Raw genomic sequence first — 24,467 nt, forward strand, 5'->3', positions numbered from 1 at the left:
TCAGGGTGGCGCAGAATAGAGGTATTCTTGCACCCGTTTTGGCAGCTATTGTAGCTGTATTGTGTAGATGGATAAACGATGCCACAAAAAACAGCCACCATCGCAATCCGCTTGTTAGGCTTTTCCGCGAAAGAGGAGGAGACATTTTCGACCGTTCTCGCCGTCGCCCGCGAGAAAGGCTATCTGTACACTTGCCTGAAAAACGGCTGTGTGCAGGATCCGGATATGTATCTGGTGAACGCCGAGAATATTCAGGCCATTGCAACCCTGTCGGATCTGAATCCCGGCGAGGCATTGCCTGTCTTGCTGATTGGCCAGCCTGAAATTGATCTGCCTTACGAAGTCATGCCGCGTCCGATACGCTGGCGTAATATTTTTGGGATTCTGGATGGACTGATCGACCGGCGCGATTTATTGCTGACGACGCTGGCCGCACATACTTCGGTGACGGTGCATGAGCGGCGACGCCATAAGCGTCTCGACCTGGACCTGACCGATCCGGTTGTGTACCAGAAATTACGTCAGCGTCCCATGGCCAAAGGCGGTATTCTGGTGATTGATAAAGATACGCAATTCCGCGAATACGTAGCGATGATGATGGATCGTTACGGCATTACCGTGACGCTGGCTTCGGATGAGCGCAGTGCCTTGCTGCTGGACAGGAATAATCAGCATGCACTGACTCTGATTAACACGTCGACCCCGGGCGTTGATCCTTATCGTCTGTGTGAGGCACTGAAAAAACAAAATCAGGGCCACAAAACTTCAGTGATTTTTCTGCTCGACAAAGGGCAGGAATATAAACAGATCATGGCGGAAAAGGTCGGATGCGACGGCTATCTGATAAAACCGCTGTCACGCCACGTTCTGGTGCGAACAATTAAAAAATTCCTTCACATATTCAGTGATCTCTCTGTCCGCAAGGAGCATGGCTGAGGGCCACACGCCGATTGCTGTGCTTTAGTTGCTGCGCAGCGCGTATGCTGACAGCATTATTTGCTCAGCAGGCGCATACCGCGCTCCAGTCCTTCCAGCGTCACTGGAAACATCCTGTTGCTCATCAGCTGGCGCACTACAGAAATCGATTGCCGGTATTGCCATAAACCTTCCGGTTCGGGGTTGAGCCAGATGTATTTCGGAAACGTGTTGGCAAAACGTTGCAACCAGACCGCACCGGCTTCTTCATTGTTATATTCCACAGAGCCGCCGGGTTGCAGAATCTCATAAGGACTCATCGTGGCATCGCCGACAAAAATCAATTTGGTGTCAGGCGGATATTTGCGCAGGATGTCCCAGGTCGGAAATTTTTCCGCATGGCGGCGGCGATTGTTTTTCCACAGATAGTCGTAAACGCAGTTGTGAAAATAAAAGAATTCCATATTTTTGAATTCAGTTTTGGCTGCAGAAAACAGCTCCTCAGTCTGGGCAATGTGGTCATCCATGGTGCCTCCCACATCCAGCAGCATGAGCACCTTGATATTGTTTTTACGCTCAGGCTGCATCTTGATATCCAGGTAGCCTGCATTATTAGCCGTTGCCTTGATGGTGGCATCCAGCGCGAGTTCTTCTTCGGCTCCTTGCCGGGCAAATTTACGCAGGCGGCGCAGCGCAACCTTGATGTTGCGGGTGCCGAGTTCGCGTTCTGCATCGTAGTCTTTGAATGAGCGTTCTTCCCATACTTTGACGGCACTGCGGTTGCCGCCTTTACCGCCAATCCGCACGCCTTCCGGGTTGATGCCACCATTGCCGAATGGCGATGTGCCGCCAGTGCCTATCCATTTGCTGCCCCCTTCGTGGCGTTCCTTCTGTTCGTTCAGTAATTCCCGCAGCCGGTCCATCAGTTTGTCATAGCCAAACTTTTCGATCGCGGCTTTTTGTTCATCCGTCAGTTCTCGCTCCAGACGCTTGGTGAGCCAGTCCAGCGGTATATCGGGACGTTTTTCAAAAATAGTCTCGATGCCCCGGAAATAAGCGCCGAATGCCTTGTCGAATTTATCGAAATGTGCTTCGTCCTTCACCAGAATGGTACGCGCCAGAAAATAAAAATCATCCAGCGACATGCTGATCAGACCCTGTTCCAGCGCTTCCAGCAGCATCAGGAATTCTTTAATAGAAACCGGGACTTTGGCATCTTTCAGTGTAAAAAAGAAATCGATCAGCACTTGTTTTATTCTCCATATTGATTTTGCAGATACTGCAAATTTCTTTTAACCCCGGGCCATTCATTTTGCAAAATGCTGTAGACAACAGTATCACGAATGCGCCCATCCGGCAGTACCATATGGCTGCGCAGCACGCCATCGCGCTTGGCGCCCAGCCGTTCAATTGCTGCCTGTGAACGGCGGTTGAACCAGTCCGTGCGGAATTCTACTGCGATGCATCCCATCTCCTCAAATGCCGTTGTCAGCAACAGCAGTTTGCATTCCGTATTTACACCGCTGCGCTGCGCAGAACGGGCATACCAGGTGTAGCCAATTTCGAGCCGCCGGTTCTGGTGATCCATATTGCAAAAGCGGGTGCTGCCGATAATTTTCCGGCTGTTATTATCCCTGACTGCAAAAGGAATCGCTTTTTGTTGCGTCTGCATGTCGAGCGCCAGTTGCAGCCAGTGTTCGGTATTTTCCGGTGCCGGAACCGATGTGAAAAACAGCTTCCACAGTTCGCCGTCCTGCGCTGCAAGCCGGATTTCAGGTAAATGTGCCGCATTCAGGGGTTCAAGAGTGACCAGATTGCCGGTCAGGTTAACTGGTTCGTATTGCATATCAATCCTTCGTGAATGAAACGGTCAAAGTGCAGGTATAGATTGACTGTCCCATAAAATGGTGGCCAGCGTCAGCAGCAGAGCAGGTAAAAATGATCCGTAACAGAAAGAAGTTCGGCGTTATAATACTAAATTCACTCAAAACAACAGCGATGCTTGCTAACGAAAATAAAAGACGTTATACTGCAAAGCTGTATAGAATTTTGCGGCGTGGCATTTAATCAACTTGCTTTGACCTCGTCGCTTTGACCACGTTTAGGAAATCTCATGGCAAATACCGCACAAGCACGCAAACGTGCTCGTCAAGCAGTTAAACAAAATGCACACAACTCCAGCCAGCGCTCTGCGTTGCGCACAGCGATCAAGGCTGTCCGTAAAGCGATCGAGGCAGGTGATAAAGCCGCTGCTGCGACAATCTTCCAGACATCTGTTTCTACAATCGACAGTATTGCTGACAAGAAAATCATTCATAAAAACAAAGCTGCACGTCACAAGAGCCGTCTGGCATCTGCGATCAAGGCACTGGCTTAATTGCTGCTTCTTGTTTGAAAAAAACCGCAGATATCTGCGGTTTTTTTTATGGTCGTTCAATTGCTGAGAAATTCCTGACCTGAGTTACTGAGCGTGAGCGTACTCAGGTCGGTAAATGTTCAAGTGCAGAAGCCTAACGTAACGGCAAGCCTTCAATCTTGCTGCCAGACTTGATATTTTTTTGTTTGAACCAGCCCTGATTCATTTCCAGTGCGTAGCGCACGGTTTTATTGGCGCAATGCGAATCGGTGGTTTCCGGCTGCATATCCTCGATATTCACGATTTTCCCATCGCTATCAATAAATGCCACCGACAGTGGGATCAGCGTATTTTTCATCCACATGCAGACGCTCGCCGGTGCGCCGAAATCAAACACCATTCCTTCATTTGCGCCCATCTGGGTACGCAGCATCAGACCTTGCTGACGCTGGGCCTCGCTGGCGGCAACCTCAGCTTTGATTACATAAATGCCTGCAGAGAGTTGTGTAACAGGGAGTTTTCCCTGTGCAGAGCAGGTCAGGGTTGTCAGTGAGAGAACGGTTATGCCGACCAATTGCTTGGCGGAAGAAAAAAAAGTATTTTTCATGAAGAAATAGTCAACAGAATCAATTGAGCCTCATATCCTACCGGAAATAAAAAAGGCAGGAATCAATCCTGCCTTTTTTGTCACACTTTGATTCAAAATTCTTTATTTTGCCGGAGCAGCCGACGCAGCAGCTTCAGCTTCTGCTTTTTTCGCTTTTTTGGATTTCTTGGCTTTTTTAGCTGGCTTTGCGGCTGCCTCTGCAGATGCAGCAGAAGCGGAGGCCGGAGCGGAAGCAGCAGGTGCTTGTGCAAATGCAACTGAAGCAAACAGACCAGCAATCAGAGCGGCGATCAATTTTTTCATGTCAACTTCCCTTAAATAATGTTTTATAAAAAATGTTTTCCAGTCAGTGATTCCATCGAATCAGGGGGAATAACGGTGGCCGGAGAGAGCGGGTTGACATGGAAAGTAAAATTATTTTGGCATAGATGTCGGAATGTCAACTTCCTGCCATTCCCCCGGCATCAATGGGTGTGTCTCCAGCGAAAATCCACCGATGGCAATCCGCACCAGCCGCAGCGTGGGTAAGCCGACCGCTGCAGTCATGCGTCTGACCTGACGGTTTTTTCCTTCCGACAGAATCAGGCATAGCCAGCTGGTCGGAATGTTTGCCCGCTCGCGCACGGGAGGGTGGCGAGGCCAGATCCAGTCAGGAGGCTGAATATGTCTGACGATGCATGGCTGGGTGGTGAAGTCGCCCAGATCAAGCGGTTGAGCCAATCGCTCAAGCATCGCTTTGTCCGGCGTTCCTTCAACCTGAACCAGGTAAGTTTTCGCCTGTTTATGATCCGGGTGACTGATACGGTTTTGCAGCCGGCCATCGTCTGTCAGCAAAATTAATCCTTCGCTGTCCGCGTCGAGGCGACCCGCAGGATATATATTGGGAATGTCCAGATAGTCGGACAGGGTCTCCCGTGTTGGATGCGCCGAAAACTGGCACATCACATTGTAAGGTTTGTTGAATAAGATGAGTTTCATGGCAATATGGTACCTGCAATTGGGAAAACTGATGGCATCCAGTAAAATACTAGTGCATAATACGAAATGAAGGTCTTGTGTCTTATAGAAGAGTTAATAGCGATATTGACCGTTGTGTAGCCAACAAGGCATCTTATGAGCAAAGCGCGACCCGCTTGATCGCCTAACTACGGAGAAAACGATGTATCAACATATTCAAGTTCCTGCTGAAGGTAAAAAAATTACCGTCAATGCCGATTTCTCGCTGAATGTTCCTGACAATCCAATTATTCCTTTCATTGAGGGTGATGGTACTGGCGTGGATATCAGCCCTGTCATGATCAAGGTGGTTGATGCTGCTGTTGCCAAAGCATATGGTGGTAAGCGCAAGATCAGCTGGATGGAAATCTATGCCGGTGAAAAATCGACCAAGGTTTATGGTCCGGATGTCTGGTTGCCGGAAGAGACATTGAAAGTCCTGAAGGATTACGTTGTTTCGATCAAGGGGCCTTTGACAACGCCGGTCGGTGGCGGCATCCGCTCCCTGAACGTGGCATTGCGTCAGGAACTGGATCTGTATGTTTGTCTGCGTCCTGTGCGCTATTTCAAAGGCGTACCATCCCCAGTACGTGAGCCGGAAAAAACCGACATGGTCATCTTCCGCGAAAACTCTGAAGATATTTATGCCGGTATCGAATTTGCAGAAGGTACTGATCAGGTTAAAAAACTGATCAAGTTCCTGCAGGATGAAATGGGTGTGAAAAAAATCCGTTTCCCTGAGTCTTCCGGTATCGGCGTGAAGCCGGTTTCCCGCGAAGGTACAGAGCGCCTGGTGCGCAAAGCGATCCAGTACGCGATCGACAATGACAAGCCATCTGTGACGATCGTTCACAAGGGCAATATCATGAAGTATACCGAAGGCGGTTTCCGTGACTGGGCATATGCGCTGGCACAAAAAGAATTCGGTGCAGAGCTGATTGACGGCGGCCCATGGTGCAAATTCAAAAATCCGAAGACAGGCAAAGAAATCACTGTCAAAGATTCCATCGCTGATGCATTCCTGCAGCAAATCCTGTTGCGTCCGGCAGAGTACAGCGTGATCGCGACACTGAACCTGAATGGCGATTACATCTCCGACGCGCTGGCCGCACAGGTCGGCGGTATCGGTATCGCTCCTGGTGCCAACCTGTCTGATTCCGTGGCAATGTTTGAAGCAACACATGGTACAGCGCCGAAATATGCTGGCAAAGATTACGTGAACCCGGGTTCGCTGATCTTGTCTGCTGAAATGATGCTGCGTCACATGGGCTGGGTAGAGGCAGCAGATCTGCTGATCTCTTCCACAGAAAAAGCCATCACTGCGAAGAAAGTGACTTACGACTTTGCGCGCCTGATGGAAGGGGCTACTCAGGTATCGTGCTCCGGATTTGGCGATGTCATGATCGACAATATGTAATTCCCAGTCTTTACACTGTAAAAAAACCGGCTTTTGCCGGTTTTTTTATTGGTTGCGTTATCTTACCGTCAGGTGCGGCTGGTAATCTGCAAACAGCAGTTACGACGCCGTATTGCTCAGTGCATAGCGGATCAGATCGGCCTGTCCTTCGATATTCAGTTTGCGTTTGATATTCAGCCGGTGAGTTTCCACTGTCCTGACGCTCAATCCCAGTTCATGGGCAATATGCTTATTGGATTTACCAGTTGCGATACTGTTCAGAATGCATTGTTCCCTCTGTGTCAGCAGCGGGGTGGCTGTCGTGCTGGGTTGCTTCAGACCAGAACTGAAATAATTTCCGCCCGCTGTCACCGTTTCAATCGCATTGATGATGTCTTCCGCCGGTGCATCCTTCAATACATAAGCGCGGGCTCCGGCCTGTATTGCCTGAGTGACGTACTCGGCCTTGTCGTGCATGGAGAGCATGATGATGGCAATATCAGGATAATCCTGAGTCAGCTTTCCTGTCAGGTTGATGCCATTCATACTGCCCAGATTAATGTCCATCAATATCAGATCAATCATTTGGGACGCAATGATTTTTAATGCTTCCGTGGCATTGCCGGCTTCTCCGGCAATATGAAAATGTGGCACTGATTCGAGCCGGGCGCGCAATCCATCGCGCACCAAGGGATGGTCGTCAATCAGTAGCAGATGGATCTTTTTTTTCTCTTCCATTAGAGTTCTCCGTTGGGGATGGTGGCAATAACACGGGTTCCCGATATATCCGAGCGAATGTCGAGGTGTCCACCTGCGGTTGCCAGACGTTCGCGCATATTACTTAACCCGATGCCGCGCTTGGGATGATTGGCAATGCCCTGAATATCAAAGCCGGTTCCGTTATCTTCGATAATAAGCGTAATATCACGGGCAGTTTCGATCAGCTGCATGTTGACGTGACTGACTTTCTGGGCGTGCTTGTGAATGTTGGTCAATGCTTCCTGAGCTACCCGGAATAAAACGGTATTGCTGATTTCGGACAGTCTGTTGAAATTTCCTGAGGCAGTAAAACTGACAGGTAATTCTGATGCATTCTGAAATTCACCTGCCAGATGTTCAAAAGCAGCCACCACACCGAGATCATCCAGCATGGCGGGGCGCAGATCATGAGAAATACGCCGGACCTCACTGAGCGCCTCGTTCAGCTGCTTGGTGGCACGGTCAAAGGAATTGCGCGCGGGTGACGCTACTGGCAGTGTGGTTCCAAGTTTTGCCAGACCAGATTCAATCTGCAATTTAATCGAAACCAGTAACTGACTCAGTCCATCATGCAGATCGCGCGACAGGCGGGCTCTTTCGTCTTCCTGAGAGCGCACCACGCTGCGCGCCAGCACTTTCAATTTGGCTTCTGCCAGGCGTGATTCGCTGATATTCAGTACCAGACCGGAGAGCGCCGTCAACAGGGCGCAAATCAGGGCGATGCCTGCCATCCAGAACAGCGTGCTGTGGATGTTTTTTTCAACCTGAACGTCAATTTTTGCCAAGGCCGTATCGACATCATCAAGGTAAATACCTGTGCCCAACATCCAGCCCCATTTGTTGAGCGGAATAACGTAACCAAGTTTGGGGGCAATCTGACCTGATGAGGGCTTTTCCCATAAATAACGTACGGCGCCACCACCATTTTTTGCGGTATTGATCAGATTCTGAATGGTCAGGTTACCTTTTGGGTCAGACAGATTCCAGAGGTCTTTACCGACCAGATCAGGCTGGCGTGGATGCATCAGATTTTTTCCCTGCATGTCATACACGTAAAAATAGCCATCGTCACCAAAATCCAGGGTTGACAGGATTTTTTTTGCTTCCTCCTGATCCTGGAGCGAATTCCCTGATTTTTTGTATAAATGCAGAATTGCCGATTTACCGAGCGTGACGTAATGTTTTAACTCAGTTTCTTTACTGGCTATGTAGGCCTGTTCGATAGTATTGCGCTGCTGCTGGGCCAGAATGGTTGCCTGATAAAACACCGCTGAGGCAATCCCTGCAAACGACAGTAGTAGCGGGATGATGGCGAGCAGAATGAATTTATAGCGAAGTTTCATGCAATCACCGTTATGCAGAAAGACGCCAGGTTACAGCTGGCAATAAAAAAAACCCCGCAACTGCGGGGTTTTTCAGAAAACCATAATCAGTGATTAAGGGTTTTGGATGTTAGAAGCTTGCTTGCCTTTAGGGCCTTGCGTGACTTCGAACGTTACTTTTTGACCTTCTTTCAGGGTCTTAAAGCCGTTCATTTGGATTGCGGAAAAGTGGGCGAACAAATCCTCACCACCGTCGTCCGGAGTGATAAAGCCGAAGCCTTTGGAATCATTGAACCACTTGACGGTACCTGTTGCCATAATGCATCTTTCAAATAGAAACTAATCACACGAGCCGTAAAAGCAAGAAATCTGACGGAATGTCAGCCCTCCCTCAACTTGCCCACTTCATGTTGACGAATGGTTACTAGTGTTGCCAACAAATGTCATTCTTGAGGGAAAAAAAACGAAAGTCAAGAAACTTTTGGATACGTGCCTGCCATTGTTGTATTTTTAAGTAAGAAGGGATAATCGTCGGTAAAAATGCCTTCTAAACGTGCAAAAGAAAATCAAATGCCTGAACAAAACTTGATCTGGAAGAAATGATCACCATCTGCGGAAATGAGCGAAAGCAGGTAACATTTGAGCAGGGTGGAAATAAGGCCCTTTTTATTCGCTTATTATTTGCCTTTGTCACGAATCAACGTACTAGAATAGACGTATGGGAAACAAGCATGAAAACGGTACTATATTGGAGCGGCAGGCGCAAAAGCTCAAGCCGCCCTCTATGTATCAGGTCATATTACTGAATGATGATTACACTCCGATGGAGTTTGTTGTGGCCATTGTTCAGGAATATTTTAATAAGGATCGTGAGACTGCGATGCAGATCATGCTGAAAGTACATCGGGACGGCAAAGGCATTTGTGGCGTCTATTCAAAGGATATTGCCCTGACAAAGGTTGAGCTGGTGTTGACGCATGCCCGTAAGGCAGGACATCCCCTGCAATGTGTGATGGAGGAAGTATGATTGCGCAAGAGTTAGAAGTCAGTTTGCATATGGCGTTTGTCGAAGCTCGACAAGCCCGTTACGAATTCATCACGGTGGAACACCTGCTGCTCGCATTGCTGGATAACCCTTCTGCAGCTGAAGTGCTGCGCGCCTGTGCTGTGAATATTGAAGACTTGCGTAAAACACTCAACAATTTCATCACAGACAATACGCCAACTGTACCGGGAACCAGTGAAGTCGATACTCAGCCGACACTGGGTTTCCAGCGCGTGATACAGCGCGCCATCATGCATGTGCAATCCTCATCGAATGGAAAAAAAGAAGTTACCGGTGCCAATGTGCTGGTGGCTATTTTTGGCGAGAAAGATTCGCATGCCGTGTACTATCTGCACCAGCAAGGCGTGACCCGGCTGGATGTTGTGAACTTCATTTCACATGGCGTCCGTAAAGATAGTCTGAACGAACCGCAAAAGTCTCCAGAGGGCAGCGAGGAAGGGCATACCGATGCACAGGTCAAGGAAAATCCTCTGGACCAGTTCACCCAGAATCTGAACAAGGCAGCGGCTGAAGGAAAAATTGATCCGCTGATTGGGCGTGATGCCGAAGTGGAGCGGGTCATTCAGATTTTATGCCGCCGCCGTAAAAATAATCCCTTGCTGGTGGGTGAGGCCGGCGTCGGCAAAACGGCGATTGCAGAAGGCCTTGCATTGCGCATTACGCAAAGCGATGTTCCCGATGTGCTGCAGAACGCAGTCGTCTATTCGCTGGATATGGGGGCATTGCTGGCCGGAACCAAATATCGCGGTGATTTTGAGCTGCGTCTGAAGGGCGTGTTAAAGCAGTTAAAAGACACTCCGAACGGTATTCTGTTCATTGATGAAATTCACACTATCATTGGTGCCGGATCAGCATCCGGCGGTACGCTGGATGCATCGAATTTGCTGAAGCCGGCCTTATCGAGCGGTCAGCTCAAATGCATAGGCGCGACTACTTACACTGAATATCGTGGTGTGTTCGAGAAAGATCACGCTTTGTCACGCCGTTTCCAGAAGATCGATGTGAATGAACCAACGGTTGAGCAGACCGTGCAGATTCTGCGTGGTCTGAAAGCGAAATTCGAAGAGCACCACAATGTCAGATATTCTGCATCTGCCTTAACGACAGCCGCCGAATTATCAGCACGTTTTATTAATGACCGTCATTTGCCCGATAAGGCGATTGATGTCATTGATGAGGCTGGCGCTGCGCAGAGAATTTTGCCGAAATCCAAACAGAAAAAAACAATTGGCAAGGCTGATATTGAAGACATTATCGCCAAGATAGCCCGGATTCCGCCGCAAACAGTGAATCAGGATGACAGAACCAAATTACAGACAATCGACCGTGATCTGAAAAATGTGGTGTTTGGCCAAGAACCGGCGATTGAGGCGCTGGCTTCCAGCATCAAAATGGCGCGTGCGGGCCTCGGAAAAACGGATAAACCTATCGGTGCCTTCCTGTTCTCGGGGCCAACGGGTGTGGGTAAGACAGAAGTGGCAAAACAGCTGGCCTTCACGCTGGGCATTGAACTGATCCGTTTCGATATGTCGGAGTATATGGAGCGTCACGCCGTCAGTCGTCTGATCGGTGCGCCACCTGGCTATGTCGGTTTTGATCAGGGGGGATTGCTGACTGAAGCGATTACCAAAAAGCCGCACGCTGTGCTGTTACTGGATGAAATCGAAAAAGCGCATCCGGATGTATTCAATATCCTGCTGCAGGTAATGGATCACGGCACGCTGACGGATAACAATGGACGTAAAGCGGATTTTCGCAATGTCATCATTATCATGACTACCAATGCGGGGGCGGAAAGTTTGCAGAAGCGCTCTATCGGCTTCAATGATCATCGTGAGGCTGGCGATGAAATGGCCGATATCAAGCGGATGTTTACGCCGGAGTTCCGTAATCGTCTGGACGCGATCATCAGCTTCCGCGCACTCGATGAGGAAATTATTCTGCGGGTCGTGGATAAATTCCTCATGCAGCTGGAAGAACAGTTGCACGAGAAAAAAGTCGAGGCGACTTTCTCGGATGAGCTTCGCCATTTCCTGGGTAAAAAAGGTTTTGATCCCCTGATGGGCGCCCGCCCGATGGCCCGTCTGATTCAGGACATGATCCGCAAGGCATTAGCCGATGAATTGTTGTTCGGGAAGCTGGTTTCTGGCGGCAGGGTGATCGTTGATATTGATGAGAAAGACCAGATCAAACTCGAATTTCCGGAAGGTGACGCCACACCACCGGAAGCTTCACAGGAAATTGTCGAGGTAGAATAAGCGTTCGCCGATTTCTCTGTAGCGTGCTGTGACCGATGGAGACAAACCATGCTGAAAGCACCACTGTATGTACTGGAATACACTCCCAAAACGATAGAAGCTGTTTTATCTTCATCGGCTTTGGAGGGCAGGGAAGTGGAAGTCGATGTGTACGATAAACGCGATGCTGCAAAAAAACACACGGCGATCGGACATCGGCTTGCTGCTCAGGGGGATGTGTTCCGGGTGCGGGTTTTGACGGATAGCGGCATCCATGAAGATGAATGGAATTACGCAATCCTGCGGGAATCTGCAGGTCGTAGTCGTAAAATGAAAAAATAGAGTATTTGATGTGTAAAAAAACCGGTTGTGTAACCGGTTTTTTTACGTCCATGTAGAAACGGCCAGATGTTTTTTCTGCTTCAAGTGCCTGTGACACGTATCCATATAACTGTGGTATTTTTTTATTTCTTTCCCAGCCAATACGACAGGTTTTTTTCGGGATGGTTCATTACCGATTTGCATAGACCAGCGTATTGATAAACCAGGCGATCCATGCCTTCTGCTTCCATCGTTTTAAGCCGTGATTGCATGAACAAGTCAATTTTAGATTGCATGTACTTTTCAGGCTTTTCACACATCATGAACCTGAAACGTGCCAAGGTGAGCCTTCAGCACCTGACGATAATGCTTGATCAATTGACTGACCCGTTGCTTATTTTTGAATAGATCGGTATGCGCTGCCAAAATACAATAATAGGCAGTACATATGTGCCATGTAGTCAGTTAGGTTATTGATTGCATCGACTAGCTCATAAGAGTACGGATAAGAGAAAACAATTCAATTCGCAAATCAAATTTTAAGGCTTGCATTAAGTCGGCTTCCTGAAGAAGCGCAAGCAAGTTCTTAAGTGCTTGCAATGCTCCAGTTTGTTCGATGTGAGGTGTTTCCAAACTTTTGTAAGTCGATTTCACATGAAAGTGATGATGTAAATCTGCTGGAATCGTTAATCTGAAGTACAGCATACCGTTCCGGTTACGCTGAAGATTGGATGTAAATTGTATAGCCATTTTTTGCCCAGTTGTGACACCGACTTGTGACACCTGACAAAAATCGCGAGTAGAAATAAAAAAACCTCTTGAAATTCGTTTTGCTATTAATAAATAAAATAAATTGCAAATATCTATGTTGGATGCTTCGCAAGAAGAATCATAACGTGTACATTTCATTGTCAATGCTGTCCACAGAAATTTCAGAGAAAATGCCTAATAGTGACTTCAACAATAAATTTGACAATGAAATTGAGTATGTTCGTTTATCACATTGGTATAGGCAACAGATGTCCACTGGAGTCTTTAAATTTAGTAACCAACGTGTTGAGATAGCGATTGGAGAAATAAAACAGCTCCCAGCCGAGGTTATTTTGAGAGGCTTGCATATTTCAAATTCTCAGCACCAATATAGTTTTGGATATTGCGCTGAGGTGTTCGAATTTTTTGGGCATACACATGAATATAGAGAGTTAGGATTGTTTTTATTGTTAGCAGTCTTGAATCCAATCGGTGTGGACCGAGTGATTCATCTCTCCAACGAAAGTTCTGAAATCAAAAAGATACGCATTATTGATAGTTCATATTGGTCTGAAATTGAGGATATAAAACCTTTAGGCGAGGACCCAATTGAATTTCAACTTAATTTGCTTCATAAACACCCTTGGCTAGAGCAGGGGCTCGGTGCATCGGATTTTCCGGTATTCAATCGTTGCAATGAGCTTGATATATATCGCAATGTAAAAGATTGGCAGGATAGGAATATTTTAGTGTTGGCAGGAAGACCTGCGGCAAATATTCGGCTCGCGCACTTGTTACTGGCATTAAGTAATCCTCAAAATAGATGTCTTGAAGTGGCATTAGAGGTGGAGGGGGGATTTCGTGGCGTTGGACCGTTAAGTGCAGAGGCACGGTTCTGGCTGCCGGGTAGCTTCGCTTGGGATTAGTAAGTTTAACGCGGTGGAGGCCATTTCATTAAGGTGTCTTCGCAAAAAGAAGTGACCTACAATGCGAAACTGAGGTCCCCTCGATATTTCGTCTGTCATCAGATGAAGCACATGCTGCCAAGTTTCTCTGATTTTGCTCAATTCTCCAGCGATTGAGATACTCAATTTGAGACCGCCCCCCAGTGTTGAATGTTTGCTGGCCGCTGGCATCAATTTTGGAACTGCTGGCGCCTATGCTGGATTCTTTTTTTGCAATGTCACAGGTATGCAAAATATCGACGGGCATCTGGCCTTGGGAGGCAATCTGAGCACCAATGCCGCTAACATCGGCAACCAGATTCCCGCGAACGAAGTGGACCTCGCCCTCATTGTTGGCGGCTCCATTGTGCGTTTCGATGGTGGTTGGGTTGGCAGCTATGACTCTAACAACAAATACGTGATTTATGGTGTTAGTAAAGACAAAAACATTGGTGCCTATCTGGACTTCAGAAAGAGCGATTTTATTCCGATCGACTTCGTCGCCGAACGCACCTACCTGCACACTAGACCAGGCAGATACATGGCTGTCCGAAGATATTTTGTTTGCGCAAATAGCGGTTAACCGCTTAGTTACAGTACAGCTTGTCGTTTTATTTTGGGTCAAGCGCGGGTAGTCAACAGAAGGACGTTTTGCTGGCTAACAGTGTTCCGGCTAAAGTGGATAATTAGTATTTTGCGGAACTAAGCCTTATTTGCGGAACTAAATTACCCTAAAATAAAAACGGCTTACATCGCTGTAAGCCGCATGAATATTGGTGGTGCGAGAGCCGGAATCGAAAATTGCCTTGAAAGTGTTTGTGGTGTTGGATTTTTATAATTTAATTCTCGAAAATACCAACATAAATACCAACAAATAAAAAACAACACTTTTTGGGTAAGAATTTGCGAGTGATAACGCTCGATTGTCATGTCCATCGGTCAATTTCCTCATCGAGAAGTTAATAGGCCGTGGACATTTATGCAGGCTTCTAACAAGAAATTATTTGCATTGGTTTTTCACTTGAAAAGTTTTACAAATATTTGCGTAGGTACCAAAGCCGGTGCCGCAATCGCCCCAGTCAAATTAGCTACCGCTTCAACCTGTATTTCGATGTTTTCGGCAAACGGAAATTTCCTACGATTCTCCCCAGTGAATCGCCAATAGGCGAATCCTTGGTCAAGCCTGATCGATACGGTTGCACCTGATGTGAAATGCAACTTCAGTACTCGTCCATGAATAACGTTTGAATTTGTGCCGCCAAGATGAACCTCGACTTTTGGGTCTAAGCCACAGTAGCTAATCGCGTTTTCAAGTACTTGATCTCGTACTTTCTCGTCTTTCCAATCGTCCCAACAGTTTGTAGAGGGGCGGGTATCTATTTTGTTTGAGCTTACGGTTGTGACTCCTACTTTTATGGTTGCCACCTCACCAGACGGAAATTGCTTTAGTTCGTTTATGGTTTCGATTAATAGCGCAATCATTAATGGATTGCGTAAATATCGATCGCTATATTCGACAACTTCTAACACATCACCTTGGCTATTGAGTAATTCGCTTAGCTTCGCATTTTGCGAAATTAGATGCGTCCAGAATCGTTTTCCAAAACCGATTATCGGGCCATTAATTTGATCAAATATTTCAATCTCTGTGTCACCTGTGGTTGGGATAATCTCCGAATGAGAATACGTCCTTTTTGCTTTGATCTGTGGATGCATACCTTTTACATACATAGTCGTCGCGTCTCTATCGCACCAAGAGTTATTGGGTAGTAAATTTTCCTGGCTTGAGCACGCCCATGTCGTTATCTGATTGCTTGTTTCAACCTGTGCGCAAATATACAAGTTGAAATTGATCAAGCTCATTTCATTGGCATCGACTTCCCCATACGCAACACCCATAGATACTAAAGAGGCGAGCTTGAATCTCTCACTATCGGCCAGTTTGGAAAGTAGACCTATCGAACCAATAAGCTCTACTTTTACATTTTGATGAACACAAGCGACTAGTAGCGAATTTAGCTTCTCTGCAGACGGGAAATCCCAGTTCTCTATTGGATCGTGCAGAAAAAGTCTAACCAATTTTGTCGACAGCTTAGATATCTCTGGGTGGATCGCTTCCGCTACGTCAAATGATTCATAGCGAGTGGATTCACCGAAGCCGCATTGATTCGCAGGTATCCGATACGAATCAATCCATTCATCTGTTAAGAAGCTTAATGCAGCGTGGCGGTTGAGTTTCTCAAATGAAAAACGTGTATCGTAACTGAGCAAGCAATGCTGGCAAGCTGCGCCACAGTCTTCACGACACATTAATTCAGTGCGAACGGCTTCCCAAAAATCACGAGATAAAAGGATTTCATTCGCCTGTGAGCAGTAACCACCACTTCGATTATCAAAGATTTGGATCACTGAAACGACTTGACTAGTGTCTGCCACACGCTGCTCCCGTGATGCGCAACCTAATTCTTCGACCTGTATTCCTATTTTCGCCGCTAGTGCCGCTCTGATACCGACAGCTAATGAATACGCCACGACGTCATCATGAAGTGACAGACCTGTTTTCGGGTCACTCAAAATAAGTTCGATAGCATCGGTCTTCGAATCGTGTCCCAAGTTGACGGATTGCTTAATCTTCCAAGCATTTTCGCTTCCGGGGCATATCGTTTCACCTTTTTCGTTTTTACCTCCCCTTAGGCGTGAATGGGTCTTATTTTTCCGGAAAATCGTAGGCAAAAATTGTTCGTTCAAATTTGCTTTGGGATCTGCAATAGATAGCATCTGTTCCGTACGACCACATTCAAGGCAGATCGCAAAGCCATTTCCTGACGCACCACTCGTATGGTGGAAAAGATGTGCGGAATTACTTGTGCGAAAACTACCATTTGCCACGTTTGTAAGTGGCATCCAGCTCGACGCTAGGCTGAGCCAAGGTTGTTGAACAGGAACAAAGGTTGGTGCGCTCACATCGTTATGTGGCGGCTCACCATAAAATTCGACGGCGAATCCTGAGGGAACGAGATATTCTTTGACCCGTTCGCGAAGAAGTTCTTTGCCACAGCAGTCGCAGAAATCAGGGCGAACACCCATCGCACTTCCAGCCGCACCGCACTCCTTGCAGTGCCACGCAAATTTGAATAGCTGTGCTTCCTTCAAATCAGTTTCACTTGCCGGAGCATGCCAATTTAAAGTGATCCCAGACGATTTATAGACGAGACCATCAATCACCAACTCAGCGCCCGGTGCATATTCGCGGATACCGGTTGCCCTATCTCTCGATGGAAGTTGACGGAATTTTGCCCGATTATCATCACGATCTTCAGAATGTGCGTCTTTAAAATTCGTAATGTTCTGATTGTCAAAGGACACTAGTCCGGTTGGAAAACCGTATCCTGGAAGGAAATGTGATTCAGCAAGTTCACGCAACAGATACTCGTCTTCTAAACGTTTTCGTTGAAGTGATAATGCCTTGAATGCTGGGTTACTCTCCTTGGTTCCTGCAAATACCTTATCTTGCTGTTCGATCATGATTGCAAGTGTTTCTCGCCATTCCTTTTGAAGGATCTCAATCTGCTCTTTGGTTTGGTGGACAATTCGTGATAGGTCATCTCTTGAGAATGGTGTGTTTTTGATGAGGGAGAGCAGCGCCTGAGTGGTATCTGCGTCCTTGCTCAAATTTTTCGAGATCGAGTGACACCACATCATAAATCTACCGCATACGGAAATATTGTCGACCGCGATAAAGAACGCACCGCATTTGAGTTTTAAGGCTTCTGTATCTTTGACAATCAATTTGAGCCAACGTGACAGCAAATAGGAATTGATATGACGTTGCAGTAAATCTTCACTTCGCAGAGAAACTTCAGGAACCGTAATCTTTGTTTTAAAGGGCCAAATCGGGTCTTTGAATACACTTTGATCATGCGGTGTTTGTTTGCACACTGTCATCGCAACAGATCGTGTTTCATTACGGCGGCCTGCACGACCAGCGCGCTGCAAATAATTGGCAGGATGAGGTGGTACGTTATTCATCGCTACTATAGTAATACCGCCAATATCGACACCCATTTCCATGGTAGTGGAGCAGCTGAGTAGATTGATTTTTCCAGCTTTAAACCCGTCTTCATATTGTTTCAAGCGTTTTTGAGACTGTTGTGCCGAATGTTCTGCCGTTCGGAAAAATTGAACCCCTTCAACGATGCGATCATGTAAATCACTCCAAAGACCATTGTCTCGTAAAGATAGGACATCCGTATCTGTTTCCAACCAGTTGCGTGCACGTTGAATATCTTCTTCATTCAAATTGAAGGCGTGATCATAAACGGGAATAGTGAAGAATTCTGTGACAGTCGCTAGCCTCTTGCTCACGCCCAGGTAAGGCGTCAAGTTCATGAAGTCTGTATCAAGAAAGCGTCTGGTGAAAGGGCAGAGTCCAGCCTTTTCAATCAATTGGAAATGCACTTCGTCGAAGGAGAGGCTGTAACCATCATCGTTTTTTTTGAGCAAGCCATAATTGTTTAGATCATTCCACGCGTCGGTTAAGATGCGATTAACGATACGAATTTTCTCCGTATTGGGTTCCCAGTTAAACGCATGGAGTAGCAGGGCAATAGGCCTAGCGTAGCGAGATTGTCCTTCTTTTGCTTGCGGCCATCTCTTTACCCTAGACGTATCTGTATCTTGAGATGTCGGAGCTAACAAATGTTTGGGGCGAATCCTAGCACCCATAAGGTGCAGGAATTGTGGAGGCACTGATACAAAGCTATTCTCCCGAATGTAGAAATCCAGAAGAATCTTTAAATAACCTCTCCAAGTATTGATGTCTGCATTGGGCCAATCTGCAGGTAACTTTGTAATGGCGTTTAGTTGAGGATAAACAAGTCGTACGATCCCCATAGACTCCAAACTGTTTTGATGCTTTGGACGCCGGGCAAATTCTCTGAGCAAAAATAGCTTGGCTAGCGTATTCGCGCCAAGACCATCCCTAAAATTTTGAGGGGATATTTTCTCGTAATAGTCCAATATAAAATGCTGCAGGCTATTGTCGATCGATAACTCTTGTACCATATCGCCCCATGCGATAGTCCTTGATTTCCCACTGCCAGCCTTTACAAGCAGGTCGGCGTACATCCGTTTTTCTGGCGGACTTAATGCTTCCTTTTTCTCTTCTTTTTGTTTGAAATAGTCTAGGAATTCAGAGTCCTCGGATGTTAAATTATTTCCGCTTTGAGCAGAAAGCAGTCGATGATAAATAAATGAACGCACCTTTCCACGTTCTGAGTCTTGTTGGATTTTCACAGCCGTTCGCGCAGTACCCTGACGACTGTCAGTGAAAGAAATCATCTTTCTTCCGCCTGAAGGTAGCACATTGGCGTTGTCTTTGTCTTTTGGGCAAAACTCAAGCAGTCCTGCAATAACTGTACTAAGAGTGAACGGTGCCCCTACAGCAATCCTTCTGTATTGACGTGCGTGTTTCTTTTCTCCACAGCAAGGACAACTGATGTCGTCCATTGGAGTAAATAGATTAATTGAAACCGCAAGTTCACTGAGCGGCTTATCCGAGAGCTTCTTAGAGTTTAGATCGAAATATGCATTCTGTACCAGATCGGAGTGCTTAGCATTGCACAACAAAATTTCGTTTTTTATGTCAAATCGCGATTCCGCTTCGTCATCAATCTCGTCAGAAACATCAACGTTAAGTGCGAACTCATCCTCATCCTGATCAACCGCAGCACGAAGTTCGTACGTTCTTGTAGAAACGTAGCCTTTTAAAAATGGTTCAGCACAGTCGGTGCATTGAATCAGGGTCAGCACCGGTGAGCTACATTTGCATTTGGTACTACCGTCCGTATAAATTGCTCCAAATTGCCACTCAGGATTTTCAATAAGGTCAGAACCACGTTCACTGCAATTGACGTTGACGCATGCGCCAACCGACGAAAGGACATTGTGGAACAGGTGAATTCGTAAAGGTAAGAATGGCGTCCCATCTTGAGCTCTAGTACCTGAGAGTAGATCCAGCCACTGAATCGCTGTATCAGTATCAAGCACTTTCTGTGTAACTAGTGACCTCAACCTAGACAGGCTCTGAGGCGCACAGTGATTGTTGGACCCTAAAAAAGAGGCACGAATTTGTCGAGCGACTTGATTGTTCACTAGCTTGGTAAATCTCGCATTGCTGGTTTCATTTTCTGTATCGATTTGCGATAGCTCTAGTATATCTAGCTCATTGGGTAAGTTGGCATCAGGTAAGGATGGAACTTTGCGTTTGCCGTATACGACCTCGACTTGGCTGGTGTCGATGCCAGCCATGTCTGCAAGAAAGCGTTGAAGTTTTGCAGCAGTGTCGTTGTCTTGGCTGAACGTTGCCGATGTAGCGATGAAGCGTACATTTTCCGGCTTTACCCCAAACGCGATCATGGTTCGTCTTAAAAGTAAGGCCATTTCAGCTGCCTGCGAGCCAACATAGGTGTGAGCTTCATCAAGTACAATCCACTCTAATTTCCCTTGAGATTGCACTAATATCGGCTCATCCTCTTTTCTGACCAGCATATATTCAAGCATGGTCGCATTAGTGATTAGCATAGGAGGTGATGATGACCTGAGGCTCTTCCTGTCGATGACTTGCCCTTGATATTCCTTGGTTCTACCTCTCGCTTGGTCCTCAAGTTGCCCAGTGTAGAGACAATATCTGAGATCCCCTTTGAAACCATCTGTCCATGCATCAAGTCGATTTTGCTGACTAGCGATAAGAGCATTCAAAGGGTAGATAAATAACGCCCTAACTCCAGTAAGTACTCCCTCGCTATCCGATTGATTTGCCAGCCGATTTAAAATCGGGATCATAAAACACTCGGTTTTACCGGAGCCCGTGCCGCTCGTCACTACCAGTGACTTTGGTTCCGGCTTTGACAAAATTTCCCAAGAACTTAATTGATGTGTAAATGGGTGACGCGAGAGCGGGAAAGTATATTCGTCTTTCAGTTTGTCGGGCGGAGAGCTGAGTGAATTCACTAATCGTTTATTTAGGCTAGTGCCGTTCAAAGACTCCAAAGTGACATCACTCTCAGTCCAACTAAACGTGGGCTCAAATACGGGATCAGCAAGTAAGGATCCAGATGAGCCTGGTGCCCCACCTAAACGATTCGCAAGAGTTGTGCGAAGTGGTTTATTGAGGATTCCCAGCAAACTCAATACGGATCTAACACCGCGATGTTGTTGTTCACGAATAAGTGGGCGAATATACGGACGGTAGGCAAGTTGACTCATGTGTTGATTAATCCTTTGTTATAAGCGCAGGCCATAGCGACCTTATATGCATCATCAAACCAAATTCTGTCGAAATCTCGATACTGGCGTAGTGCGTTGAGTAGATTGAGGTCTTTGCTCCAAGTTTCAGCTTGTCCTCTCGCAATATCAAAGGCGATCATGATCGGAGCAACAATCAATGAATGTTTCCAGTCACTGACATCGATCAGTTTGCCATGCCCAAATAATTCTTTGCCGTGTTCTGAAATTACGAATTGCTGAGTGAGCTTCTTAAGCTGCGTAGGAGCAGGTAAATCGATGCTGCTGTTTTGTGTGGCGCGTCTTACGAATTCTGCAGCAGTATTATTTTCTGAAAATAGAAGATTTGATAGCCAATTTGACGCGATCATATCTGGATAGCTAATTAAGATGTTTATGTCACGGTCGTTGGTCAACCCAAGACTCTTTGTTTTGGCAAGTCTTACTGAAATGTCGAGCCCACTTTGCCGCTCGAAAATCCATTGAAGTCGATATTCAAGATCGTACTTCAATACGCTTAAAGCTCGCTCATCGTCGCTTACTGTTTTACTCAAAGCTTGAATATTATCAAGCCAGTCTTGAGGGGAAGTGAGCAACCAATCGAAAGGCAATTCTTCGCTCAGTCTGGGTGCAATTTTTTCGATAAAACCTTCAAGTTTTAAGTGTGCACAAACGACGGCTTTAGGGACCCGGACCATACCAACCCATATGTCCAAACTCGGTAAGGGTAAATGAGAAAATTTTTCAATCATCGACTGAACAAAATTCCAGTCTTTACTCGCAATATCGTCCGCGATCAATTTAAAGACGGCTTCAATTGCGTCTAATCGTTCATCTCTGTTGGGCAGTGACATAGCTTGGCGTAAACCATGCAAAATGGGTGCAGGTTTGGCGTATCGTTCTGGTACAAACCAAAGTAAGGCACGAGGGTGGACGGAAGATTCTTCAGATGGATAGACTAACCACAGACCGGGTTGCTTGAGCTCTGGCTCAAATGACCAGTTACCAGTGTGTGTACCTTCAGTGGTAATCTTACTTAGTCCTCTTGGTGCTTGGTCGCACTCCAATAAAGGGACAGTGCGCAAACTGATTTTCTCTAATAGTTCAGTTGCAATGACCTTGGTGCTGGCATTGTCGATGGTTACCCATCCCTTGCCCATGTCTCGATCCAGAAGATGACTATATCGAGCAACTTGCAAAGATGCCTTTGATACTTCGCCATATTCAAAATTAATTTGAACGCGAGCATCCAAATCATCGCACAAAGATAATAATCGACGCACTTGTTCACGAAGATCATACAAGCGCACCATGCTTGTGTTTTCCTGTGATTTTCTACAACGAATCAACTGCATGGGCGTTTGAGCAAAAGCTTTGGTGCCAAGCAGTTGCAAGCGAATTTGCCAGTTACGCGTTGATTTTCCACGTAAATTTACATGTAAAAAATTGAGTTCGTGTAAAGAAATGATCGCTTTTTGGTCAATCGGCTGATTACTATCGTCCACGATAAATGCACCTTCAACAGGGAAGGGCATAGAGATCACTTGAGTTTGGCCATCATTCCAGGTGAGATGTAGATCAATTGTTAGTGGCGGTGGGGCGATATCTGAGGTGACATCAATGACCCACCCATCATGGACACGATCGCACTGAATATAAACGTTCTCTGATGCGCAAGTGATCTGCGCGGCCGGCCATCCATTCAATCTGATTTGACCACTTGTTCTGCTATTGTCTAGAAACTTGATATCTATTGGTGGAGTGATGGCAGTGCCATTGCTGCTTTTGGATGCGGGTAGGCATACTGCACGTTGACGTAGCATAACTTTGCCTTGCTGACGCCAGTAGATCGTGCCAACACCAAATGATCTGATTTGATCGATTGGTGATTCGTTTTGTCGGGTGCGCCAAAATAGTTCATTGTTTGGAACCAACTTACGTATTCCTTCGCTATCAATGAGCTCTAAGCGTGGCTTTCCGAGAAAAATATAGGATGGATTTGATTCAATAAAAACGCGATTGCTACCCCAAATAATGCTATTTGAAGTTTGATATGTATTCGACCCGCAGATTACCTCGTAGAGCTCGTTGTTACACTCTATTTGTGCTGTGCCTTCATTTATCTTGATTAAAGAGCGGTGGCCATAAATGGTGACGAAGTTTGCATTGTCGTTGCCACCCTTGAGGCTCGCAGTTTCTGGAATCAACAAATAGCAAGATGAGTTGGCCAAGCGGCGGCTACCAGCCCATATCAAACGTGGATAAGGCGCATTATCTTCAAATACCCACGGGACCTCTGGATCTGGAGCTTCACTCGATTCTAATTCGATGCTTCCTAGTAGTTGGCCAAAGCGTGATGCTTCCAAGCGTAAACTTTGATGGAAAAACGTTTCTGGTAGGGTAGGGTGTGAGAGTTTGATCATGTAATCACTATCACGACGATGCAATTGGCCAACCGTTATTGAGCTTCTTTCACCTGTAATGACCAAGTCGATGGTAACCGGCAGATCGAGTTCATCTCGCTTTAACATTGCAGCCAGTATTTGCGCCGAAAAGCGTGGTGATGCCTCAATACGGCATTCAAACTGCCACTCACTTGCATCAGCATTAAATCGCAAATGTCGTGCGACGGTAAACTGTTGCTTAATCTGTTTAGGATTGGTTACCGCTTGTCGAATCAGTTTGACCAATAATTGGCGCGCGGCGTCCGAGTCAATTTGTAGGGGAAATTGTGTCAGCCAGTCTGGGTTTTGGGTATCCAGTTGACTGACCGGGTCAACTTCAGAGTTGGCTGGTAATAAATTTTTGAGAGCCAACACAGTGTTGATTACTTGTGCAAGCAGGCCATAAACGGTAGGTTGGCGATAGCTTTTCGGAAGGTAACTACTTTGTAGCTCAATCTGTGTCAGCAGTTGTACACTACTAAGTGGCGAAGTCGATCTTAAAGCTTCGCCCAGAGTCGCGTGCAAAATACCATACAACTTACCATCCGCTTCTTTAATCAATTTCAGTGGTAGTCCGCCATTGACGACGACTTTCCCTAGGAAGCGCTTACCGCCTAATGTCTCATCTTTTAATCGCCAAAATTTAGATGCCTCTTCGACCCATTCAGTACGTTTCAACGACTCCAGATCGTCAAAGTTAATCGATTGAAATATTGGTGTCCACGACCATGCACCACCCGAGTAGCAACGTTTCCACCATTCAGCTGCATACATAAACCAGCAGGTAAGGAAGTGATCCTCTTCACCCATTAATTCAATATCTCGATGGTCTTTTCTTGTTAATAATTGTTTGAGGCTATCAAATTCTGTATCCGAAAGGCGATAGGCGTAAAGAGGACGGCCATCAGGTTGCACTAAATTGCGCGTAATTAGAAGATTTTGTATCCAAAGCCGATATGTCGTGAGAAGCATAGCCATCGATTTCCCTTATTATTTTTATCCTTGAATTTGAGCAAGATTTTTCCATTGAGATGGCGACTTCACTGTATGAAAATTCGCGCATGTAGAAA

At 46.4% G+C, this 24,467-nt stretch carries 20 protein-coding genes; 8 read left to right on the forward strand and 12 right to left on the reverse strand.

Annotated elements, in window-relative coordinates:
• Positions 1–78: 78 nt before the first annotated feature.
• Positions 79–936 (forward strand): response regulator, encoded by an 858-nt coding sequence (locus tag H8K27_RS05040; protein WP_186862127.1) that lies wholly within the window; start codon positions 79–81, stop codon positions 934–936.
• A gap of 56 nt (positions 937–992) precedes the next feature.
• Here the strand turns inward: H8K27_RS05040 and H8K27_RS05045 are convergent, their stop codons facing one another.
• Both H8K27_RS05045 and H8K27_RS05050 read right to left on the reverse strand, forming a co-directional pair.
• Entirely contained in the window at positions 993–2,162 is a 1,170-nt protein-coding gene (locus H8K27_RS05045) for a vWA domain-containing protein (protein ID WP_186862128.1), read from the reverse strand.
• A 5-nt stretch (positions 2,163–2,167) separates the two neighbouring features.
• Positions 2,168–2,761, reverse strand: coding sequence for a GNAT family N-acetyltransferase (locus H8K27_RS05050; RefSeq protein WP_186862129.1), 594 nt, complete (start codon positions 2,759–2,761; stop codon positions 2,168–2,170).
• 267 nt (positions 2,762–3,028) lie between these two features.
• Here H8K27_RS05050 and rpsT point away from each other — a divergent pair, with 267 nt between their 5' ends.
• Positions 3,029–3,292: a 30S ribosomal protein S20 gene (gene rpsT, locus H8K27_RS05055; RefSeq protein WP_176802397.1), complete on the forward strand. Its 264-nt coding sequence runs from the start codon at positions 3,029–3,031 to the stop codon at positions 3,290–3,292.
• Positions 3,293–3,425: 133 nt separating this feature from the next.
• Here the strand turns inward: rpsT and H8K27_RS05060 are convergent, their stop codons facing one another.
• The 3 genes from H8K27_RS05060 to H8K27_RS05070 form a co-directional block, all read right to left on the reverse strand.
• Positions 3,426–3,878 (reverse strand): DUF192 domain-containing protein, encoded by a 453-nt coding sequence (locus H8K27_RS05060; protein ID WP_186862130.1) that lies wholly within the window; start codon positions 3,876–3,878, stop codon positions 3,426–3,428.
• Positions 3,879–3,980: 102 nt separating this feature from the next.
• The gene (locus H8K27_RS05065; protein WP_186862131.1) at positions 3,981–4,181 is read right to left on the reverse strand and encodes a hypothetical protein; all 201 of its coding nucleotides are present in this window, start codon (positions 4,179–4,181) and stop codon (positions 3,981–3,983) included.
• Between the two features lie 111 nt (positions 4,182–4,292).
• Entirely contained in the window at positions 4,293–4,856 is a 564-nt protein-coding gene (locus H8K27_RS05070; RefSeq protein ID WP_186862132.1) for a pseudouridine synthase, read from the reverse strand.
• A 181-nt stretch (positions 4,857–5,037) separates the two neighbouring features.
• Between H8K27_RS05070 and icd the strand changes: the two genes are divergently transcribed.
• The gene (icd, locus tag H8K27_RS05075) at positions 5,038–6,291 is read left to right on the forward strand and encodes an NADP-dependent isocitrate dehydrogenase (protein WP_186862133.1); all 1,254 of its coding nucleotides are present in this window, start codon (positions 5,038–5,040) and stop codon (positions 6,289–6,291) included.
• A 99-nt stretch (positions 6,292–6,390) separates the two neighbouring features.
• Here the strand turns inward: icd and H8K27_RS05080 are convergent, their stop codons facing one another.
• The 3 genes from H8K27_RS05080 to H8K27_RS05090 form a co-directional block, all read right to left on the reverse strand.
• Positions 6,391–7,008: a response regulator gene (locus H8K27_RS05080; protein WP_186862134.1), complete on the reverse strand. Its 618-nt coding sequence runs from the start codon at positions 7,006–7,008 to the stop codon at positions 6,391–6,393.
• Positions 7,008–8,372, reverse strand: coding sequence for a cache domain-containing protein (locus tag H8K27_RS05085; RefSeq protein WP_186862135.1), 1,365 nt, complete (start codon positions 8,370–8,372; stop codon positions 7,008–7,010). Before H8K27_RS05085 ends, H8K27_RS05080 begins: the two co-directional genes overlap by 1 nt.
• Positions 8,373–8,465: 93 nt before the next feature.
• On the reverse strand, positions 8,466–8,669 hold the full coding sequence (locus H8K27_RS05090) for a cold-shock protein (protein WP_162021162.1): 204 nt from the start codon (positions 8,667–8,669) through the stop codon (positions 8,466–8,468).
• A 400-nt stretch (positions 8,670–9,069) separates the two neighbouring features.
• Here H8K27_RS05090 and clpS point away from each other — a divergent pair, with 400 nt between their 5' ends.
• Genes clpS through H8K27_RS05105 form a run of 3 tightly spaced genes read left to right on the forward strand, consistent with a single transcriptional unit; the run spans position 9,070 to position 11,996 of the window.
• The gene (gene clpS, locus H8K27_RS05095) at positions 9,070–9,378 is read left to right on the forward strand and encodes an ATP-dependent Clp protease adapter ClpS (RefSeq protein WP_186862136.1); all 309 of its coding nucleotides are present in this window, start codon (positions 9,070–9,072) and stop codon (positions 9,376–9,378) included.
• Positions 9,375–11,675 carry an ATP-dependent Clp protease ATP-binding subunit ClpA gene (gene clpA, locus H8K27_RS05100; protein WP_186862137.1) on the forward strand — a complete coding sequence of 767 codons (2,301 nt, stop codon included), beginning with the start codon at positions 9,375–9,377 and terminating at the stop codon, positions 11,673–11,675. The genes clpS and clpA overlap by 4 nt, the downstream gene beginning before the upstream one ends.
• A gap of 48 nt (positions 11,676–11,723) precedes the next feature.
• A complete protein-coding gene (locus H8K27_RS05105; protein ID WP_186862138.1) occupies positions 11,724–11,996 on the forward strand; it encodes a hypothetical protein in 273 nt (90 codons plus the stop codon).
• Between the two features lie 122 nt (positions 11,997–12,118).
• Here H8K27_RS05105 and H8K27_RS05110 read toward each other — a convergent pair whose 3' ends face one another.
• Together H8K27_RS05110 and H8K27_RS05115 are read right to left on the reverse strand one after the other, a co-directional pair.
• The gene (locus H8K27_RS05110) at positions 12,119–12,271 is read right to left on the reverse strand and encodes a hypothetical protein (RefSeq protein ID WP_186862139.1); all 153 of its coding nucleotides are present in this window, start codon (positions 12,269–12,271) and stop codon (positions 12,119–12,121) included.
• 190 nt (positions 12,272–12,461) lie between these two features.
• Positions 12,462–12,884 carry a DUF6538 domain-containing protein gene (locus H8K27_RS05115; protein ID WP_186862140.1) on the reverse strand — a complete coding sequence of 141 codons (423 nt, stop codon included), beginning with the start codon at positions 12,882–12,884 and terminating at the stop codon, positions 12,462–12,464.
• A 5-nt stretch (positions 12,885–12,889) separates the two neighbouring features.
• On the opposite strand from H8K27_RS05115, the gene H8K27_RS05120 reads away from it, so the two are divergent.
• Entirely contained in the window at positions 12,890–13,651 is a 762-nt protein-coding gene (locus tag H8K27_RS05120; protein WP_186862141.1) for a hypothetical protein, read from the forward strand.
• Positions 13,652–13,844: 193 nt separating this feature from the next.
• Entirely contained in the window at positions 13,845–14,252 is a 408-nt protein-coding gene (locus tag H8K27_RS05125) for a collagen-binding domain-containing protein (protein WP_329604343.1), read from the forward strand.
• 434 nt (positions 14,253–14,686) lie between these two features.
• Here H8K27_RS05125 and H8K27_RS05130 read toward each other — a convergent pair whose 3' ends face one another.
• Both H8K27_RS05130 and H8K27_RS05135 read right to left on the reverse strand, forming a co-directional pair.
• A complete protein-coding gene (locus tag H8K27_RS05130; protein ID WP_186862143.1) occupies positions 14,687–20,935 on the reverse strand; it encodes a DEAD/DEAH box helicase in 6,249 nt (2,082 codons plus the stop codon).
• Positions 20,932–24,375, reverse strand: a complete 3,444-nt coding sequence (locus H8K27_RS05135; protein WP_186862144.1) for an STY4851/ECs_5259 family protein — start codon at positions 24,373–24,375, stop codon at positions 20,932–20,934. The genes H8K27_RS05130 and H8K27_RS05135 overlap by 4 nt, the downstream gene beginning before the upstream one ends.
• Positions 24,376–24,467: the final 92 nt, after the last annotated feature.

This window comes from Cognatundibacterium griseum (assembly GCF_014284195.1).
GTDB classification, from domain to species: domain Bacteria; phylum Pseudomonadota; class Gammaproteobacteria; order Burkholderiales; family Burkholderiaceae_D; genus Undibacterium; species Undibacterium griseum.

Bases quoted from the DNA above. Each gene is read 5' to 3' on its own strand.
- H8K27_RS05040 (WP_186862127.1), top strand. From the start codon at position 79: ATGCCACAAAAAACAGCCACCATCGCAATCCGCTTGTTAGGCTTTTCC.
- H8K27_RS05050 (WP_186862129.1), bottom strand. From the start codon at position 2,761: ATGCAATACGAACCAGTTAACCTGACCGGCAATCTGGTCACTCTTGAA.
- rpsT (WP_176802397.1), top strand. From the start codon at position 3,029: ATGGCAAATACCGCACAAGCACGCAAACGTGCTCGTCAAGCAGTTAAA.
- H8K27_RS05060 (WP_186862130.1), bottom strand. From the start codon at position 3,878: ATGAAAAATACTTTTTTTTCTTCCGCCAAGCAATTGGTCGGCATAACC.
- H8K27_RS05065 (WP_186862131.1), bottom strand. From the start codon at position 4,181: ATGAAAAAATTGATCGCCGCTCTGATTGCTGGTCTGTTTGCTTCAGTT.
- H8K27_RS05070 (WP_186862132.1), bottom strand. From the start codon at position 4,856: ATGAAACTCATCTTATTCAACAAACCTTACAATGTGATGTGCCAGTTT.
- icd (WP_186862133.1), top strand. From the start codon at position 5,038: ATGTATCAACATATTCAAGTTCCTGCTGAAGGTAAAAAAATTACCGTC.
- H8K27_RS05080 (WP_186862134.1), bottom strand. From the start codon at position 7,008: ATGGAAGAGAAAAAAAAGATCCATCTGCTACTGATTGACGACCATCCC.
- H8K27_RS05085 (WP_186862135.1), bottom strand. From the start codon at position 8,372: ATGAAACTTCGCTATAAATTCATTCTGCTCGCCATCATCCCGCTACTA.
- H8K27_RS05090 (WP_162021162.1), bottom strand. From the start codon at position 8,669: ATGGCAACAGGTACCGTCAAGTGGTTCAATGATTCCAAAGGCTTCGGC.
- clpS (WP_186862136.1), top strand. From the start codon at position 9,070: ATGGGAAACAAGCATGAAAACGGTACTATATTGGAGCGGCAGGCGCAA.
- clpA (WP_186862137.1), top strand. From the start codon at position 9,375: ATGATTGCGCAAGAGTTAGAAGTCAGTTTGCATATGGCGTTTGTCGAA.
- H8K27_RS05105 (WP_186862138.1), top strand. From the start codon at position 11,724: ATGCTGAAAGCACCACTGTATGTACTGGAATACACTCCCAAAACGATA.
- H8K27_RS05110 (WP_186862139.1), bottom strand. From the start codon at position 12,271: ATGCAATCTAAAATTGACTTGTTCATGCAATCACGGCTTAAAACGATG.
- H8K27_RS05115 (WP_186862140.1), bottom strand. From the start codon at position 12,884: ATGAAATGTACACGTTATGATTCTTCTTGCGAAGCATCCAACATAGAT.
- H8K27_RS05120 (WP_186862141.1), top strand. From the start codon at position 12,890: ATGCTGTCCACAGAAATTTCAGAGAAAATGCCTAATAGTGACTTCAAC.
- H8K27_RS05130 (WP_186862143.1), bottom strand. From the start codon at position 20,935: ATGAGTCAACTTGCCTACCGTCCGTATATTCGCCCACTTATTCGTGAA.
- H8K27_RS05135 (WP_186862144.1), bottom strand. From the start codon at position 24,375: ATGGCTATGCTTCTCACGACATATCGGCTTTGGATACAAAATCTTCTA.